Source organism: Pseudochelatococcus sp. (genome assembly GCF_050946405.1).
In the GTDB taxonomy this organism is placed as follows: Bacteria; Pseudomonadota; Alphaproteobacteria; order Rhizobiales; family Beijerinckiaceae; genus Pseudochelatococcus.
In genome coordinates this window covers 288,252-302,333 of the sequence record NZ_JBMNUS010000004.1, presented here as the reverse complement: position 1 = coordinate 302,333, position 14,082 = coordinate 288,252, and the positions used below count along the sequence as shown (strand labels likewise).

16 protein-coding genes are annotated in these 14,082 nt (G+C 62.2%); 3 read left to right on the top strand and 13 right to left on the bottom strand.

Annotated elements, in window-relative coordinates; translation table 11 throughout:
* Positions 1 to 189 precede the first annotated feature (189 nt).
* From ACOYJQ_RS09190 to ACOYJQ_RS09140, 11 genes are all read right to left on the bottom strand, one after another.
* Complete coding sequence (locus ACOYJQ_RS09190) at positions 190 to 1,245, bottom strand: LLM class flavin-dependent oxidoreductase (RefSeq protein WP_433457841.1); 1,056 nt, start codon at positions 1,243 to 1,245, stop codon at positions 190 to 192.
* 105 nt (positions 1,246 to 1,350) lie between these two features.
* Positions 1,351 to 2,121 carry an SDR family NAD(P)-dependent oxidoreductase gene (locus ACOYJQ_RS09185; protein WP_433457839.1) on the bottom strand — a complete coding sequence of 257 codons (771 nt, stop codon included), beginning with the start codon at positions 2,119 to 2,121 and terminating at the stop codon, positions 1,351 to 1,353.
* Between the two features lie 19 nt (positions 2,122 to 2,140).
* Positions 2,141 to 2,884: an SDR family NAD(P)-dependent oxidoreductase gene (locus tag ACOYJQ_RS09180; RefSeq protein WP_433457837.1), complete on the bottom strand. Its 744-nt coding sequence runs from the start codon at positions 2,882 to 2,884 to the stop codon at positions 2,141 to 2,143.
* Positions 2,885 to 2,972: 88 nt separating this feature from the next.
* Complete coding sequence (ehuA, locus tag ACOYJQ_RS09175; protein WP_433457835.1) at positions 2,973 to 3,812, bottom strand: ectoine/hydroxyectoine ABC transporter ATP-binding protein EhuA; 840 nt, start codon at positions 3,810 to 3,812, stop codon at positions 2,973 to 2,975.
* On the bottom strand, positions 3,809 to 4,501 hold the full coding sequence (gene ehuD / locus ACOYJQ_RS09170; RefSeq protein WP_433457833.1) for an ectoine/hydroxyectoine ABC transporter permease subunit EhuD: 693 nt from the start codon (positions 4,499 to 4,501) through the stop codon (positions 3,809 to 3,811). The genes ehuA and ehuD overlap by 4 nt, the downstream gene beginning before the upstream one ends.
* A complete protein-coding gene (ehuC, locus tag ACOYJQ_RS09165) occupies positions 4,494 to 5,177 on the bottom strand; it encodes an ectoine/hydroxyectoine ABC transporter permease subunit EhuC (RefSeq protein ID WP_433457832.1) in 684 nt (227 codons plus the stop codon). Before ehuC ends, ehuD begins: the two co-directional genes overlap by 8 nt.
* 80 nt (positions 5,178 to 5,257) lie before the next feature.
* Positions 5,258 to 6,130 (bottom strand): ectoine/hydroxyectoine ABC transporter substrate-binding protein EhuB, encoded by an 873-nt coding sequence (gene ehuB, locus ACOYJQ_RS09160; RefSeq protein ID WP_433457831.1) that lies wholly within the window; start codon positions 6,128 to 6,130, stop codon positions 5,258 to 5,260.
* A 126-nt stretch (positions 6,131 to 6,256) separates the two neighbouring features.
* Entirely contained in the window at positions 6,257 to 7,018 is a 762-nt protein-coding gene (locus ACOYJQ_RS09155; protein WP_433457830.1) for an SDR family NAD(P)-dependent oxidoreductase, read from the bottom strand.
* A 29-nt stretch (positions 7,019 to 7,047) separates the two neighbouring features.
* Positions 7,048 to 8,133, bottom strand: coding sequence for an LLM class flavin-dependent oxidoreductase (locus tag ACOYJQ_RS09150; protein WP_433457828.1), 1,086 nt, complete (start codon positions 8,131 to 8,133; stop codon positions 7,048 to 7,050).
* Positions 8,134 to 8,166: 33 nt separating this feature from the next.
* A complete protein-coding gene (locus ACOYJQ_RS09145; protein ID WP_433457826.1) occupies positions 8,167 to 8,901 on the bottom strand; it encodes an SDR family NAD(P)-dependent oxidoreductase in 735 nt (244 codons plus the stop codon).
* Between the two features lie 108 nt (positions 8,902 to 9,009).
* Positions 9,010 to 9,741: an SDR family NAD(P)-dependent oxidoreductase gene (locus ACOYJQ_RS09140; protein ID WP_433457824.1), complete on the bottom strand. Its 732-nt coding sequence runs from the start codon at positions 9,739 to 9,741 to the stop codon at positions 9,010 to 9,012.
* A gap of 224 nt (positions 9,742 to 9,965) precedes the next feature.
* On the opposite strand from ACOYJQ_RS09140, the gene ACOYJQ_RS09135 reads away from it, so the two are divergent.
* Complete coding sequence (locus tag ACOYJQ_RS09135) at positions 9,966 to 11,066, top strand: LysR substrate-binding domain-containing protein (RefSeq protein ID WP_433457822.1); 1,101 nt, start codon at positions 9,966 to 9,968, stop codon at positions 11,064 to 11,066.
* Positions 11,067 to 11,164: 98 nt separating this feature from the next.
* On the opposite strand, the gene ACOYJQ_RS09130 is transcribed toward ACOYJQ_RS09135, so the two are convergent.
* Together ACOYJQ_RS09130 and ACOYJQ_RS09125 are read right to left on the bottom strand one after the other, a co-directional pair.
* Complete coding sequence (locus ACOYJQ_RS09130; RefSeq protein ID WP_433457821.1) at positions 11,165 to 11,527, bottom strand: VOC family protein; 363 nt, start codon at positions 11,525 to 11,527, stop codon at positions 11,165 to 11,167.
* Between the two features lie 51 nt (positions 11,528 to 11,578).
* Positions 11,579 to 12,109, bottom strand: coding sequence for a flavin reductase family protein (locus ACOYJQ_RS09125; protein WP_433457820.1), 531 nt, complete (start codon positions 12,107 to 12,109; stop codon positions 11,579 to 11,581).
* A 401-nt stretch (positions 12,110 to 12,510) separates the two neighbouring features.
* Between ACOYJQ_RS09125 and ACOYJQ_RS09120 the strand changes: the two genes are divergently transcribed.
* Positions 12,511 to 13,296, top strand: a complete 786-nt coding sequence (locus ACOYJQ_RS09120; RefSeq protein WP_433457819.1) for an SDR family oxidoreductase — start codon at positions 12,511 to 12,513, stop codon at positions 13,294 to 13,296.
* A 12-nt stretch (positions 13,297 to 13,308) separates the two neighbouring features.
* A complete protein-coding gene (locus ACOYJQ_RS09115; protein ID WP_433457818.1) occupies positions 13,309 to 14,013 on the top strand; it encodes a ribonuclease activity regulator RraA in 705 nt (234 codons plus the stop codon).
* Positions 14,014 to 14,082: the final 69 nt, after the last annotated feature.

The following is a 14,082-nucleotide window of genomic DNA, read 5'->3' as shown; positions in this document are numbered from 1 at the left end:
CAGGCATCCCCTTCGGGCAAGCCGGCACGACGAACAACCTGAGGGTCGTGCAGGTGTAGCCGCTTCCGCGCCCGTCCCGCCAGCTCGTCAAAGCAGAAAAATGCGCAAGAGCCGCGCGATCGTCAAAGTCAAGAGGCGGGGGCCGCTGCCGCTCCGGCTCCGGCTGAAAGTGTCTTCGACCACGGGCATTTATGCCGCTTGCCGCATGCTGACGAGCCCGCTCAGCTGCGGGATGACATCATAGCCGAAGCGCTCCATGGACGCGAGCGTCTGCTCCCTGCCGATACCCGCGAAAGCCATGAAGCAGCACAGATGAGAGGGCTTCAGCGCCTCGATCTCCTCATGCAGTTTCTCGGCGCAATGGTTCGGACTGCCGATGATGGCGTTGTCGATGAAGTCGGCGAGCGGCGGCTCGTCGTTCATGGGCATGAGGCGCAGGAATATGCCGTCCCGTGAAGGCAATCTCGAACTGAGACTGTTGGTGGCCCGCGCCAGATCGCGGACGCATTGCGCGGCATACTGCGCCTCGCGGTCGTCGTCCGTGACATAGATATAGCGCTGGACGGCAAGCGGCATCGCATCCGGCTCGCCGCCGCCCGCCTGCCAGCGCTCGCACAGCAACCGGCGGAAATTGAGGGCGGAGGCGAGGCCGCGATGTCCGAAGCTCATGAATGGCGTGCAATGCCGGCGCGCCGCCCGGCCGATCAGCTCCGCCGAACTGCTTGCGATGAACATTTCCGGCAGTGAAAGCCCGAACGGGCGCATCGGCAGCTCCATGCGGGGTATTCGCACATGCTTTCCATTGTATTCGACCTGGCCCGTCAGCAGCGCCTGTTCGATGACGTCCCACACCTCCATCGTGATGGCGTTCTTGTCTTCGATGTTCACGCCGAACCGTTCGAATTCCTGCGGCTGGTATCCCGAACCGAGACCGAGAACGAGGCGGCCGGTGGCCAGAAGATCGGCGAACGCCAGTTCCTGCACCAGCCGCAGCGGATTGTAGAAGGGGAGGGCGAGCACGGCGGTTCCCAGACGGATCTGGCGGGTCTCGCTGATGCATCTCACAAGCATCATCAGGGACGACGGGCATATCGTGTGGTTTGTGAAATGATGTTCCGCGAACCAGGCGACATCGAAGCCGAAATCCTCGGCCATCTTGACGGTATCTATCGCCGTGTTGACGACGGATATCGGAGAGGTGTTTCTGTCATAAAGCCCCATCAGATTGAAAAGACCAAGTTTCATGGTTCCCTCCCTTAACCTTTTGTAAGCTTGACGCAAAATTCCATCGAATCGGCATGCGTGAACATCGGTTCCGTGCTCCTTTTTTTCTTCTCTATCCGTTTGATATCAATCGTATTTAAGACTCTTGCCGCCATCGATGACGATGTCCTGGCCGGTCACGAACCGGCTCCAGAGCAGGTTCGCGATGGTCTCGCCCACGTCTTCCGGCATCGCGACACGCCCCAGCGGGGTTTCCCCGCCGACGCGTTCGGCCTCTCTCGCGCTGGCCTCCTTGCCGACGCCGCGCTCCATCCACCGGGTCTGAACGAAGCCGGGGACGACGCAATTGACGCGGATCGCGGGCGCGAGGGCGACGGCGAGAACCTTGGTCAGGTGGATCACGCCGGCCTTCGAAACCGCATAGGCGACGGAGGAACCGGCGCCCCGGACGCCGGCCATGGAGGCGACGTTCACGATCGCGCCTTCCGTCCGCTTCAGGTGCGGGGCGGCCGCCCGGCAGCAGTAGAAGGTGCCGCGCAGGTTCGTGTCGAACGCCAGATCCCAGATCTCGTCGGTCAATCCGTCGAGGTCGGCGAGCGGCACGTAGCGGGTGATGCCGGCATTGTTGACGAGAATGTCGAGCCGGCCGAACGCCCCGACAACCTTCCGAACCATATTCCTGACGTCGTTCTCGCTCCTTACGTCCGCCTTGAGGGCGACCGCTTCGGCGCCGAGCGCCTTCAGTTCGGCACAAGTGCTTTCGGCGTCGTCGATCGAAGCGGTATAGGTGATAGCGATCCTCCCGCAGCCGCGCCGCGCGAGTTCGATCGCCGTCGCCCGGCCGATTCCGGTTCCGCCGCCGGTGATGAGTGCAGTGGTTTCATGGTTGGTCGTCATGTCCGGGCCCTTCGTGCGATCAATAGGTCGAGCGTCCGCCGGAGACGTCGAAGGTCGCGCCGGTCGAGAAGGAACATTCCGTGCTGCAAAGCCACGCGATCATGCCGGCCACCTCATCCATCCTGCCCAGGCGGCCGACGGGGATCTTGCTGATGGAAAAAGCTTTCTGTTCCGGCGGCAAACGATCGAACAGCGGGCTGTCGATGGCGGCGGGGCAGACGCAATTGACCCGGATGCCCGTCGTCGCCAGCTCCTTGCCGACGCTCTTGGTGAAGCCCATGATGCCGGCCTTCGCGGACGAGTAGGCGGCGTCGAGGGCGTTGCCGTCCTTGCCCGCCGTCGACGTCAGGTTGACGATCCGGCCGTAATCGTTCCTGAGCATCTCACGCACGGCGTGCTTGCAGGAGATGAAGGAAGCCGTGAGATTGATGTCGATCAGCCGACGCCACAGGGCGAGATCGTGTTCGGCGAGGGCCGAGCGCTTGCCTTCGAGGCCGACGCAATTGACCAGGATGTCCAGCCGTCCGTATCTTTCGGCGACGGCCCGCGCCGCTGCGCCCACCTCGTCCTCCTGTAGCAGGTCGACCTTTCGCGCTTCGATATCCGGCCGGGCGGACGCTGCCGCCTCCAGCGCGCCCTCGTCGATGTCCCACAGCACCACCTTTGCGCCGGAGGCGCGAAGGCGATCGACGGTGGCAAGGCCGATCCCGCCCGTGCCGCCGGAAACGACGGCGATCTGTCCGGCAAGCTTGATGTCATTCATTCTGGCGACTCCATTATCGGTGCGGTTGTTGCGGCATTCGTTCGGAAGGCTCCGGTCCCGGCGGCCGGCGACGCGATGGATCCATTTGTCAACGGCTGAGCACCTTCGGCATGCGCAATGGTTCGGGCGAAGGTTCGGGCGAAGGTTCCGGCAAAGACCCCGAATGGTGCAGGAGGGACGAAAGGAAGGCTTTCGTGCGTGGATGCGCCGGCCGGTACAGGACGGTTTCGGGAAGCCCCTGTTCGACGATCTTGCCGCGGTCGAAGAAGCAGACGCGATCGGCGACATCGCGGGCGAACCCCATTTCATGGGTCACGAGGATCATCGTCAGGTCATGCTCATCGGCAAGCGAGCGGATGACATTGAGCACCTCATTGACCATTTCGGGGTCGAGCGCGCTCGTCGGTTCATCGAACAGCAAGACGCGCGGCCGCATGGCGAGCGCGCGGGCGATGGCGACCCGCTGCTTCTGCCCGCCGGAAAGCTGGTCGGGGAAGTGCCCCTCGCGGTCGGCAAGCCCGACCATGGCCAGCAGCTTCCGGGCGCGATCCTCGGCGTCCGCGCGCTTCATCCGCAACACCGCCATCGGCGCGTGAACGATATTGCGCAGCACGGTCATGTGCGGGAAGAGGTTGAACTGCTGGAATACCATGCCGACATACTGGCGGATTTCGGACAGATGCCGCTCGTCGGCACGAAACCGCCCGGCGCCGTCCGGCAGGTGATAGTTCACCCCGTCCAGCGTGACCTGGCCCTCCTGAAACGGCTCCAGCGTCATCAGGATTCTCAGTACCGTGGACTTCCCGGAGCCGCTCGGCCCGATCAGCGCGACCTTCTCGCCCTTGCGCACCTCGAAGTCGAAATCGTCGAGAACCTTGAAAGCGCCGAAGCTCTTGGTGACGCCCTTGAAGGAGATGTAAGGTCTCATCGCATCGCCACTCCGGCCTTGGGTATGAGAAACTCGACACCGCGCACCAGCCAGGAGAAAACGCTGGTGACGAACATCATCAGGAGGCCTGCCAGTGTCAGCGGAATCATGTATTGATAGGTTCTGTCGCCGATGATGATGGCGTAGTTCAGCATTTCCAGAACGGAGATCGTCGACAGGATGGGCGTTTCCTTGAGCATGCCGACCAGATAATTGCCGGTTGCGGGAATGATGCGGGGAACCACCTGCGGAATGATGATGTCGTGATAGGTCTGGCGCCGGTTGAGATTCAGCGCGGTCGCCGCTTCCCATTGGCTCTTGTCGATCGCCTCGATGCCGGCGCGATAGACCTCCGCCATATAAGCGCTGTACTGAATGCCGATGGCGAGCGCGCCGGTCAGGAAGGCCGGAGCGATGATCCCGTAGCCGGGCAGAACGTAGTAGATGAAAAAGAGCTGGATGAGGAGCGGCGTATCGCGAACGAATTCCAGGAAAAGGCCGAGAGGCCATGTAATCAGGCGTGTTCCCGCCCGCATCATGACCGCGAACAGGAGTCCGAGGACGACCGCGATGACAAATCCGAAAAGCGCGGCGGAAATCGTGATCTGCAATCCGCGCACAAGTATCGGAAATGCGGAAAGAATGAATGCCGCGGTCGAACTGGTATCGATGTTGAGTATCTCATCCATGGCTTGCTCCCATGCTCCAGAACCCGGCTCGCCTGAACCTTGGTTTTGTATAGTTCTCGCAGATCTTCGTGATGGCCATGATCATCAGCGAGAATGAGAAGTACATGATGAGCGAGATCAGATAGATTTTTGCGCTGTCATAGGTGATGGATCTGAGCTGCTGGGCCCGGAAGGCGATATCGGCGATCGAGATCATGGAAATGAGCGACGTATCCTTCAGCACCATGATCGCCAGATTCCCGAAGGGCGGGATCATTTCGGGAAGGGCCTGAGGAAGAACGATCTTGCGGATGGTCTGCATGCGGCTGAGACTGAGCGACTTTGCCGCCTCCAGTTGCGTGGCCGGCACGGACCTGATCGCGCCGCGCACGATTTCGCTGCCATAGGCGCCCGCATTGAGGCCGATGGCGAAGCAGCCCGCGATCATCGGCGAGAGCGTCACGCCGATCAGCGGCAGGGAGTAATAGATCCAGAAAAGCTGGACCAGCAGGGATGTCCCGCGGAATATCTCGACATAAATCCCGGCGATGAAATTGAGGCCCGGGATTTTCTCCGCCCTGCAAACGCCGGCGACGAAGGCGAAGACGAGCGTCAAGCCGAAAGACAGAACCGCCACCTTCACGGTCGCCTCGGCGCCGACGGCCAGAAAATCGAAGTAGTTCAAGGTTGTTTGCATCGGTCCGCTCCCTGTTTCACAACCGAAAGCGCCCCCCGCGCAGACAGACGGAATTGCGGAGGGCAGCCTCGCGGACGTTGCTACGGCTGGCAGCGGTTGGCGGCGGTCGTCGCTATGGCCTTCCTGACGCCTTCCTCGCTGAAGCCGTGGCTGAGCTGGATCGCCATGAATTCCGGCGTCTCCTGGAAGGCCTTCAGCTCCTTGTTGTAGGCGTCGAGGAACTCCTTGTCCTCCTTGCGGAAGGTCGTGGCGCCGAAGCTGATGACCTCCTTGCCGTCGACGACGGGCAGTTTGAACGGCTTGGCGGTCTCCAGTCCGCGCACGTTGCCGGTCTTGAGCAGCATCGCGGCGGCCGGTTCCTCCATCGTATAGGCATCGGCCCGGCCGGACATCACCAGCTCCGCGCCGTCCGCGTGGTTGGAGATGATGATGATCCGATCTTCCGGCACCTGATAGGCCCGCAGATAGTTCAGTTCCGTCGTGCCGCTGACCGTGGCGACCTTGACGTTGTCGTTCGCCTTGATGTCGTCGTAGCTGTGGAGGTTCTTCGGGTTCCCTTCCTTGACGAGAAGCGTCTCAAGGCCGGCATTGGTCGGCTCGGCGAAGGCAACCTGCTCGCAACGCTTCGGGAAAATCGTCTGCTGGGCCGCGACGATATCCCAGCGGCGTGCGATCATGCCCGGAATGAGCGTGTTGAACGGGCTGACGACCCAGACCACTTCCGGGATGCCCATGCGTTTCAGAACCGCGGAAACCGTCTCCGGGCCGATGCCGACGGCCTTGCCTTCCAGGTTCATGTAGGCGTAGGGAGGCTCGTTGTGGATTGCGGCGCGGACGAAGCCCTGGGACCTGGCCTCCTCGAGCGTGATGGACGATGCGGCCTGCCCGAAAAGGCTCAGGGCCAGGCCCGCGATAACGCCGGTGATAGCTTTGCGACATGAGAAGAAAGTCATGATGATCCCCTTTGGTGTTTATCCGGTTTGATTTTCTGCTCGTATGCGTGGTCTGATCTTTTCGTGTGCGGGCCGTTCTCCTCGCATGACTTGATGATTCATGTATTTTGGCGGGGGCGGGCGGCGTTACCACGCCGTCCAGCCGGCATCGACGACGAGATTGGTGCCGTTGACGTAGCGGCTGTCATCGCTGGCGAGGAAGAGAGCGGCGGGCGCGATGTCGTCCGGCGTGGCGCGGGCAGGGCGGGTCACGATTCCCTTCTCGCGGATTTTCATGCCTTCTTCGGACATGCCGTCCATGCTCGACAGGCTGGTGATCACCGATCCGGGAGAAATGCTGTTGCAGCGCACGCCCCGATCGCCGTATTCGACGGCCACGGCCTGCGTCAGGCCGATGACGCCATGTTTCGCCACGGTGTAGGCGAGACCGGACCGGCCGCCGCGCAAGGCGGAAATGGAGGCGATGTTGATGATGACGCCGCCGCCCTGCGCGATCAGGATGGGCACGATCGCCCGGCAGGCCCGGAAGGGGCCGGTCAGATTGATGCCGATGTTGCGCTGCCAGTCTTCGTCGCTGACCTCCACCAGCGTCTTCCAGTAATCCGGGACCCCGGCGTTGTTGACCAGCACGTCGATCCGGCCGAACGTTTCCCGCGCCTTGTCGAAGGTGGCGGCGATGCCGTCATTGGTGCTCGCGTCGGCGATCAGGCCCGTGACGTCGGCCCCCGATTCCCTGATATCGGCGACGGCGCTGTCCAGGTTCTCCTGTTTGATGTCGGTCAGGAAGAGCTTCGCGCCCTCGCCGGCGAAGCGCGTGGCGATCCCCTTTCCGATGCCGGCGCCGGCGCCGGAAATCACGATGACCTTTTGTTCCAGACGCTTGCTCATTATTGAACTTTCCTTCCTGTTTGCGGATGTTATTCGGCGGCGACGCTTGACGGTTGGATGCCGATCTTGTCGAGCGGGCCGACTTCCCGTTCGAGCAGCGGAAGAACTTCCGTGCCGAACCGCTCCAGCGACTTGCGGGCGCGTGCGACGGGCATGTCGCCGAACTGGAAGAAGCAGTTGTAGTGAACGGGGTTGAGATACCTGATTTCCTCGGCCATCCGCTGCGCGACATGGTGAGGATCGCCGATGATCAGGTTGTCGCGGAACGTCTCCAGCGGCGGCTCGTCCGGCAAGGGGCCGACTTCGAGGAACGAGCCTTTCGTCTTCACGGTCGGCTGGCGAAGAGCGGCCACCATCCGGCCGACGAAGCGCGCCCGCTCGGCCGCTTCGAGCGCCTCCCGGGCGCTGTCCGTCACATGAATGTACTGCTGTAGCGCAACCGGCATGGGGCGGCCGGAAAGACCGACGGAGTTCCACACCTCGCGGCCGTTGTCGACCATTTCGAACAGCGTTTTCGTCCCCCGCCATCCGGCGGTGAAGAAAGGCGTCGCGCCGCGCTTGCACAGCGGTTCCATGATTTTGGGCGCGACAGTCGTGATGAAGAGTTCGGGCAACGGTTTCTGGCGCGGACGGACGGTGAAGACCGTGTTGTCGGATTTGATGTACTTTCCGTCGAGCGTGGCGACGCCATGTTCCATCGCCTGTTCGAGGATCGACCAATACTCGAGAAAGATATCCGTCTTCTCATCGATGGGCGTGTTGAAGTGGTCGAATTCGTAGTGCTGATAGCCGGTGCCGACTCCGAGAACCACGCGCCCGTCGCTCAGGTGGTCGACGAGGCCGATTTCCTGCGCGACGCGCATCGGATGATAGAGCGGCAGGACGACGACGCCGGCGCCGAGGCGGATTTTTGTCGTCAGGCCCGCGAAATGCGCGCACATCATCAGCGGGGAAACGCTGACGGAGTAGTTGGTGAAGTGGTGTTCCGCGAACCAGGCGATGTCGAAGCCGATCTGCTCCGCAATCGTGATCATGTCGCGCGTATTCGATATGATTCCGCTGACGCCACCCGGATTGTCCTGGTATGACATCAAGTTGAACAGGCCGAATTTCATCTCGCTCATCCTGATTTTCAAAAGGCGGCGGCCTTACGGAATGTAATAGCCGCCCGCAACAACGACCGTTTCGCCCACCATGAAGCGGTTGGCGGGTGAGGCGACGAAGGTCACGACTTCGGAAATGTCTTCCGGGGCCGCCGTGAACCCGATCGGCGTTTCCTCGACGACGGAGGGAAGCCAGCCGGCGTTCAGGGCGGTGTCGGTGGAGATCGGGCCGCCGGGCGCCACGGCATTGACGAGGATACCCAGCGGCGCGACCTCGAGGCCGAAGGACTTGGTGAGGCTCACCACCGCGGCCTTCATCGCCGCGTAGTGGCAGTTTTTCGGATGCGGTTTGAACGCATCGATGGACGCGATGTTGACGATGCGGCCGCTTCCGAATTCGCGCATGTGCTCCACGGCGGCGACCATCATGTTATAGAGGCCGCGCACGTTGACGGCGAAACTCGCATCCCAGTCCGCATCGGTGATCTTCAGGATGGGCAGACGGGGATAGATGCCCGCATTGTTGACGAGTACGTCGATCCTTCCAAGGCGCGATACGGCCTCGCCGAAGATGGCCTGCGCCGCATCCCGCGTCGTGATGCTGCCGGCGACGGCGATTGCCTTGCCGCCTGCATCGTTGATCTCTTTCGCCGCGATCCGCGCCGCGTCGCCGTCGATATCCGCGATGGCGACGCCCGCGCCCCGGCCCGCCATGATCCCGGCGGTGGCTCTGCCCAGTCCCCTGGCAGCGCCCGTGATGATGACGTTCGATCCTTTCATGGAAGCGCCCTTTACGATCTTGAAAAGCTTGCCCGGAAATTGCCGGACCCGGCGGCGGGCTTGCGAAAACGCTGCCGGTGCGCGGGGTCGGGCGCGGGATCGGGAATATCAGGGAATGTAATAGCCGCCCGCGATCACCACGGTTTCGCCGACCATGTAGCGGTTGCGGTCGGACACCAGGAACAGGATGAGTTCGGCGATGTCTTCGGGCTCGGCCGCGTGGCCGATCGGCGTTTCGGCTTCGATCGCGGGAAGGAAGCCCATCTTCCTGGCGGTCTCGGTGGCGATGGGGCCGGGGGCCACGGCGTTTACGAGTATCTGCCGCGGGGCGACTTCCAGCCCGAACGTTTTCGTGAGGCTGACGACCGCCGCCTTGGTCGCCGCATAGTGGCTGTTCTTCGGGTGGGGCTTGAACGCGTCGATGGACGCGATGTTGACGATGCGGCCGCCCCCGTTCGGGGTCATATGCGCGATCGCCGCTACGGTCATGTTGTAAAGGCCCCGGACGTTCACGCCCAGGCTGGCGTTCCATTCGTCGTCGGTGATTTCCATGATCGGACGGCGCGGATAGATTCCCGCGTTGTTGATCAGGCCGTCGACGCGGCCGAGCTTCTGAACGGCGCGGTCGAAAAGTTCGAAGGCGCTCGCCCGCGCGGTGATGTCTCCGATGACCGGGTAAGCTTTTCCACCTATTTTCTCGATTTCGTTTACAACAACGTCGGCGCCTTCCCGGTTTATATCAAGAACGCCGATACTCGCGCCCGCCTTCGCGAGCGTCAAAGCAGTTGCCTTGCCCAATCCGCCCGCGGCCCCGGTGACGATTACGCTTTTCCCGTGCATCTGGATTCCCCTTCCTGCGATCTTTTGAGATCGCTTCCGGTGCTAGATGACTATGAGCCGGGGAACTGTCGCAAACGATGAATTCTAACGACGCCGTGAAAGTCCCTTATGGATTGACAGGTGGATAATTTTGGCTAACCTGCCATTGAGTAGAAGCCTAAAATTTAACGATAGCTGAATAAAAAACCGGCTTTACTCGTATCTCATAACCTGCAAGCATACAATTGTATCGCTTCCGCAGGTATGGCCTGACTTCACCTGAGTTTTGCGCTGCTGGATCGACATGCCAGAGCGGTGAACCGAAGCCGAGACTGTTATCCATGGATATCGGAATCAATGAAAGCGGAGTGTCTTCTTCTTTGGGTGGCGCGGAAGAGAGCGATCAGGCTGTTTCCTTGAAGAAGGGCATTCAGGGAAAGGTGTTCCGCAAGTTGCCCTCCCTGAATCTTTTCCGGGTTTTCGATGCCGCGGCCCGCCACCGCAGTTTTCGCCTGGCGGCTTCCGAGCTGTGCGTCACACCCTCCGCCGTCAGCCAGCAGATCCGCCAGCTTGAGGACTTTCTCGGATTCAGGCTGTTCAGACGTCTTCCGCAGCAGATCGAGTTGACCAGGGAGGGCATGGTGCTCGCCGAGGTGGTCAAGGAATGTCTTTCGATGCTGCTTCACGGCTGCAACCGTCTCGTCGATCCCACGATGCCGACGGTCATCTGCCTGAATTCGTCGTCTTCACTGGCGTCGCGTTGGCTGTTGCCGCGCCTGAAGGATTTCATGGCGCTTTATCCGCATATCAAGATTACGCTCATCGCCTCCAACGATCCGATCGACTTCAAGCGGCAGGACATGGACATGGCCATTCGTTGGGGAGATGCTTCCTGGCATTCCGACATCCGGGCGGAGCTGCTGACCAACGACTATCATTTCCCTGTGTGCTCGCCGGATTATCTTGAAAGGGAGCCCATAGGGTCTCCGCGGGAGCTGGAGCACAAGACGATCCTGCATGAGGTTGTCGGCAGCGTGTGGACGGAGTGGTTCGAGGAAGCCGGCTGCATGGCGCCGGCATTTCGCGACGTCCTGTATTTCAGCGACGCGGCCCTGATGCTGGAGGCGGCGGTGCAGGGGCAAGGGGTATGCCTGACGAATTTCGTGCTGGCTGAAAAGGACCTGCGCGCGGGCCGTCTGGTCCGGCCGTTCGACGCCGTGGTCGATCTCAAGCTGGAGGGTTATTACATGCTGACCAGCCCGCTTTCGGCGGACAAGCCCGCGACGCTGCACTTCAGGAACTGGCTGCAAACGGAAGCGAATGCGACGGTCTCATCGTTTCAATGATATCAAGGGCCGATGATCCCGGCTCATCGGCCCCTGGTCAAGCGCTGCGCGGGCTCATGAGCTTTCGACTTCCCGATTCGGCCGGAATGCGAAAAACGCTACCGCGACGAGGCGCGCGCCCAGAGGTGGAGGATGTTCCCTTCCGGGTCGGCAACCACGATCGTGACGCCATGGGGACCCATGTCCCGCGTTTCCAGAATCCGTCCGCCGAGCGCGAGCGCCTTCGCCTTGCCGGCCTCGATGTCATCGGTCTCGAAAACGAGCGCGGCGCCCCGCATCTGCGGATGGGCCTCTTCTTCGGAAGCGAGGGCGAACTTTCGGCCGCCGATTTCGTATTGGCGCCACCGCGTCCCGTCGGCGAACTTCAGCGATGCGCCGAGCAGGCCGCCGTAGAAGCGGTCCGCCTTTTCCATATCCCGCGCGCGGTAGAACGCATTCTGTAGGCTGATGGTCGTGCTCACGAAAATCTCCTCCCCAATGATGACGTTGTCGGCCGACCGCCGGTGGTCCGTTCATCCGATGGCGCTGAACGCGCCTGCCCGGTAAACGAGCGCGGAACCGGACCCCGCGGAAGAGATGGCGGCCACATCGCCGATGAAGATCATATGCGTATGGGAGGCGACGGATTCCCTGAGCAGGCAATCGAACGCGACGAGCGCGTGCGACAGGACGGGCGACCCTGTGGCCAGCGTCATCCAGTTGCCTTCGAGGAAACGCTCATGGCCCCTGATCCCCCCGCGCCCTGCGAAACGGTGAGCGAGCGCCTCGTCTTCGGCCTTGAGGATGTTGAGACAGAAGGCGCCCGTTTCCAGAATCGTCCGGTGACATTCGCTGTCCCTGTTGACGCAGACGAGCACCGCGGGGGGCTCTGCGGATAACGAGGCGAAGGCGGTTGCCGTCAGCCCTCTGGCGCGGCCCGACCTTCCCGACGATATGATGCTGACGCCGCTCGCGACTTCACGCATGGCATTGCGGAATTCGGCGGGGCTGACGGTATCGGCGTCAAGAGTGCCGGCGGAAATGTTGCTGACGGAGATTGCCATGGATGAGACTCGTGACAACGGCTGCGATGGCTCCAACTTCCCCGGAAGCGTCCGCCTTGGCAATCAGTGAATTCTAAACGTGGCGTTAGAGCCATTCAGCAGTGCATCCCGCATTAGCTGTGCTTAACCGGGGCCGTGGGCCGGCTGCCCGGATCAGTTGTCATGATCGCGCGAAATACGAGTAAGCCTTTCTTATCCAAGGATAAGAAATCGATGTTTGCGCGATCTGGACATGATCGTCCATACCATGATCACGCTCCACGGTGTCGATCAGGTCTGCCTTTGGAGTAAACCCTGATCGACCGAATGATCCCGTCTGGTCGGCAAGTGCTTCGGATCGGGAAGAAACGGACGATGCCGGCTCGTCATGTGCGCTCGGCGACACCAGCGAGGGGTAAGGAATGGATCTCGGGCTAGTCGGAAAAAATGCGCTGGTCTTCGGCGCCGGAGGAGGGCTCGGCGGCGCCATCGCGAGCGCGCTCGCGCGGGAAGGGGCCGTCGTCCATCTGGCCGACAAGGACTTTCCGGCCGCCGATCGCAATGCGGAAGCGATCGGGCAGGCCGGCGGCAAGGCGCGGGCGCTCGCCTGGGACATGGCCGATCTTGCGGGCATCGATCGGCATGTTTGCGCGATCGAAACGCATTTCGGCCCGGTCGACGTGCTCGTCAACAACACCGGCGGCCCGCCGCCCACACCGGCGTTCGGCCAGAGCCCGGAGGTCTGGAGCGAATATTTCCAGATGATGGTTCTCTCCGTGATAGCCATCACCGACCGCGTTCTGCCCCGCATGCGCGAGGCGCGCTGGGGGCGCATCATCACCTCGACATCTTCGGGCGTCGTCGCGCCGATCGCCAATCTTGGCATGTCGAATGCGCTGCGGCTCTCTCTCGTCGGCTGGTCCAAGACTTTGGCGCGCGAGGTCGGCAAGGACGGCGTGACGGCCAACATCGTGCTGCCCGGCCGTATCGCGACGCAGCGCATCACCTTTCTGGACGAGCAGAAGGCGAAGCGCGAGAACCGGGATGCGGCCGACGTGGCGAGGGAAAGCACCGCGTCCATTCCCCTCGGCCGCTATGGCGATCCGAAGGAATACGGGGATACGGTCGCTTTCCTCGCCAGCGAACGTGCGTCCTACATAACCGGCTCGGTCATCCGCGTCGACGGCGGTCTCATTCCCAGCATCTGAAGGAACACGGCAATGGCACTCGACAAGGCTGCAATCGAAACCCTCAAGGCCGTTTCGACAGCGACCGTCACAACCATCCTCCTGAAGCAAGGCTTGCGCAATGTCTGGATGCGCGGCACGAAGCCGCTCAGGCCCGGCCAGCCGCGCATCGTCGGCCCCGCCTTCACGCTGCGCTTCGTCCCGGCGCGCGAGGATCTGGCGACCCCGGCGAGCTGGGGCTCTCCGATTTCCACGCGCGCGGCGATCGAGGACGTGCCTGAAGGCGCCGTGATCGTCGCCGGCGCGATGGGCGTCACGGATGCGGGGATCTTCGGCGACATCCTGTGCGCCCGCATCCGGAAGCGCGGCGGCGCGGCGCTCGTCACCGACGGCGCCATCCGCGATGCGGTCGGCGTGCTCGGCACCGAATTGCCGGTCTGGTGCAATGGCATCGCAGCCCCGTCTTCCGTCACCGGTCTTACCTTCGTGGGTTGGCAGCAGCCCATCGGCTGCGGCGGCGTCGCCGTTTTCCCGGACGATGTCGTCATCGTCGATGAGGACGGCGCCGCCCTGATCCCGGCAGCCTTCCTCGATCAGGTTCTTGCCGAGGGGCCGGAGCAGGAGAGCATGGAAGCCTGGATCATGGAGGAAGTCGGCAGAGGCGCTCCCCTGCCGGGCCTATATCCCATGAATGCCGGGACAAGGCAGCGATACGAGGCGTTCAAGGCGCAGAAATAGCCGCCCCGCCCGACCCGGATCGCTGTGCCGCGGAATCGCGGAATGCGTGGCGGGAGAGCCGTCCGCGTT

Coding starts and splice junctions, on each gene's coding strand:
- ACOYJQ_RS09190 (WP_433457841.1), bottom strand. CDS start 1,245: ATGAAACTTGGTCTTTTCAATCTGATGGGGCTTTATGACAGAAACACC.
- ACOYJQ_RS09185 (WP_433457839.1), bottom strand. CDS start 2,121: ATGACGACCAACCATGAAACCACTGCACTCATCACCGGCGGCGGAACC.
- ACOYJQ_RS09180 (WP_433457837.1), bottom strand. CDS start 2,884: ATGAATGACATCAAGCTTGCCGGACAGATCGCCGTCGTTTCCGGCGGC.
- ehuA (WP_433457835.1), bottom strand. CDS start 3,812: ATGAGACCTTACATCTCCTTCAAGGGCGTCACCAAGAGCTTCGGCGCT.
- ehuD (WP_433457833.1), bottom strand. CDS start 4,501: ATGGATGAGATACTCAACATCGATACCAGTTCGACCGCGGCATTCATT.
- ehuC (WP_433457832.1), bottom strand. CDS start 5,177: ATGCAAACAACCTTGAACTACTTCGATTTTCTGGCCGTCGGCGCCGAG.
- ehuB (WP_433457831.1), bottom strand. CDS start 6,130: ATGACTTTCTTCTCATGTCGCAAAGCTATCACCGGCGTTATCGCGGGC.
- ACOYJQ_RS09155 (WP_433457830.1), bottom strand. CDS start 7,018: ATGAGCAAGCGTCTGGAACAAAAGGTCATCGTGATTTCCGGCGCCGGC.
- ACOYJQ_RS09150 (WP_433457828.1), bottom strand. CDS start 8,133: ATGAAATTCGGCCTGTTCAACTTGATGTCATACCAGGACAATCCGGGT.
- ACOYJQ_RS09145 (WP_433457826.1), bottom strand. CDS start 8,901: ATGAAAGGATCGAACGTCATCATCACGGGCGCTGCCAGGGGACTGGGC.
- ACOYJQ_RS09140 (WP_433457824.1), bottom strand. CDS start 9,741: ATGCACGGGAAAAGCGTAATCGTCACCGGGGCCGCGGGCGGATTGGGC.
- ACOYJQ_RS09125 (WP_433457820.1), bottom strand. CDS start 12,109: ATGGCAATCTCCGTCAGCAACATTTCCGCCGGCACTCTTGACGCCGAT.
- ACOYJQ_RS09120 (WP_433457819.1), top strand. CDS start 12,511: ATGGATCTCGGGCTAGTCGGAAAAAATGCGCTGGTCTTCGGCGCCGGA.
- ACOYJQ_RS09115 (WP_433457818.1), top strand. CDS start 13,309: ATGGCACTCGACAAGGCTGCAATCGAAACCCTCAAGGCCGTTTCGACA.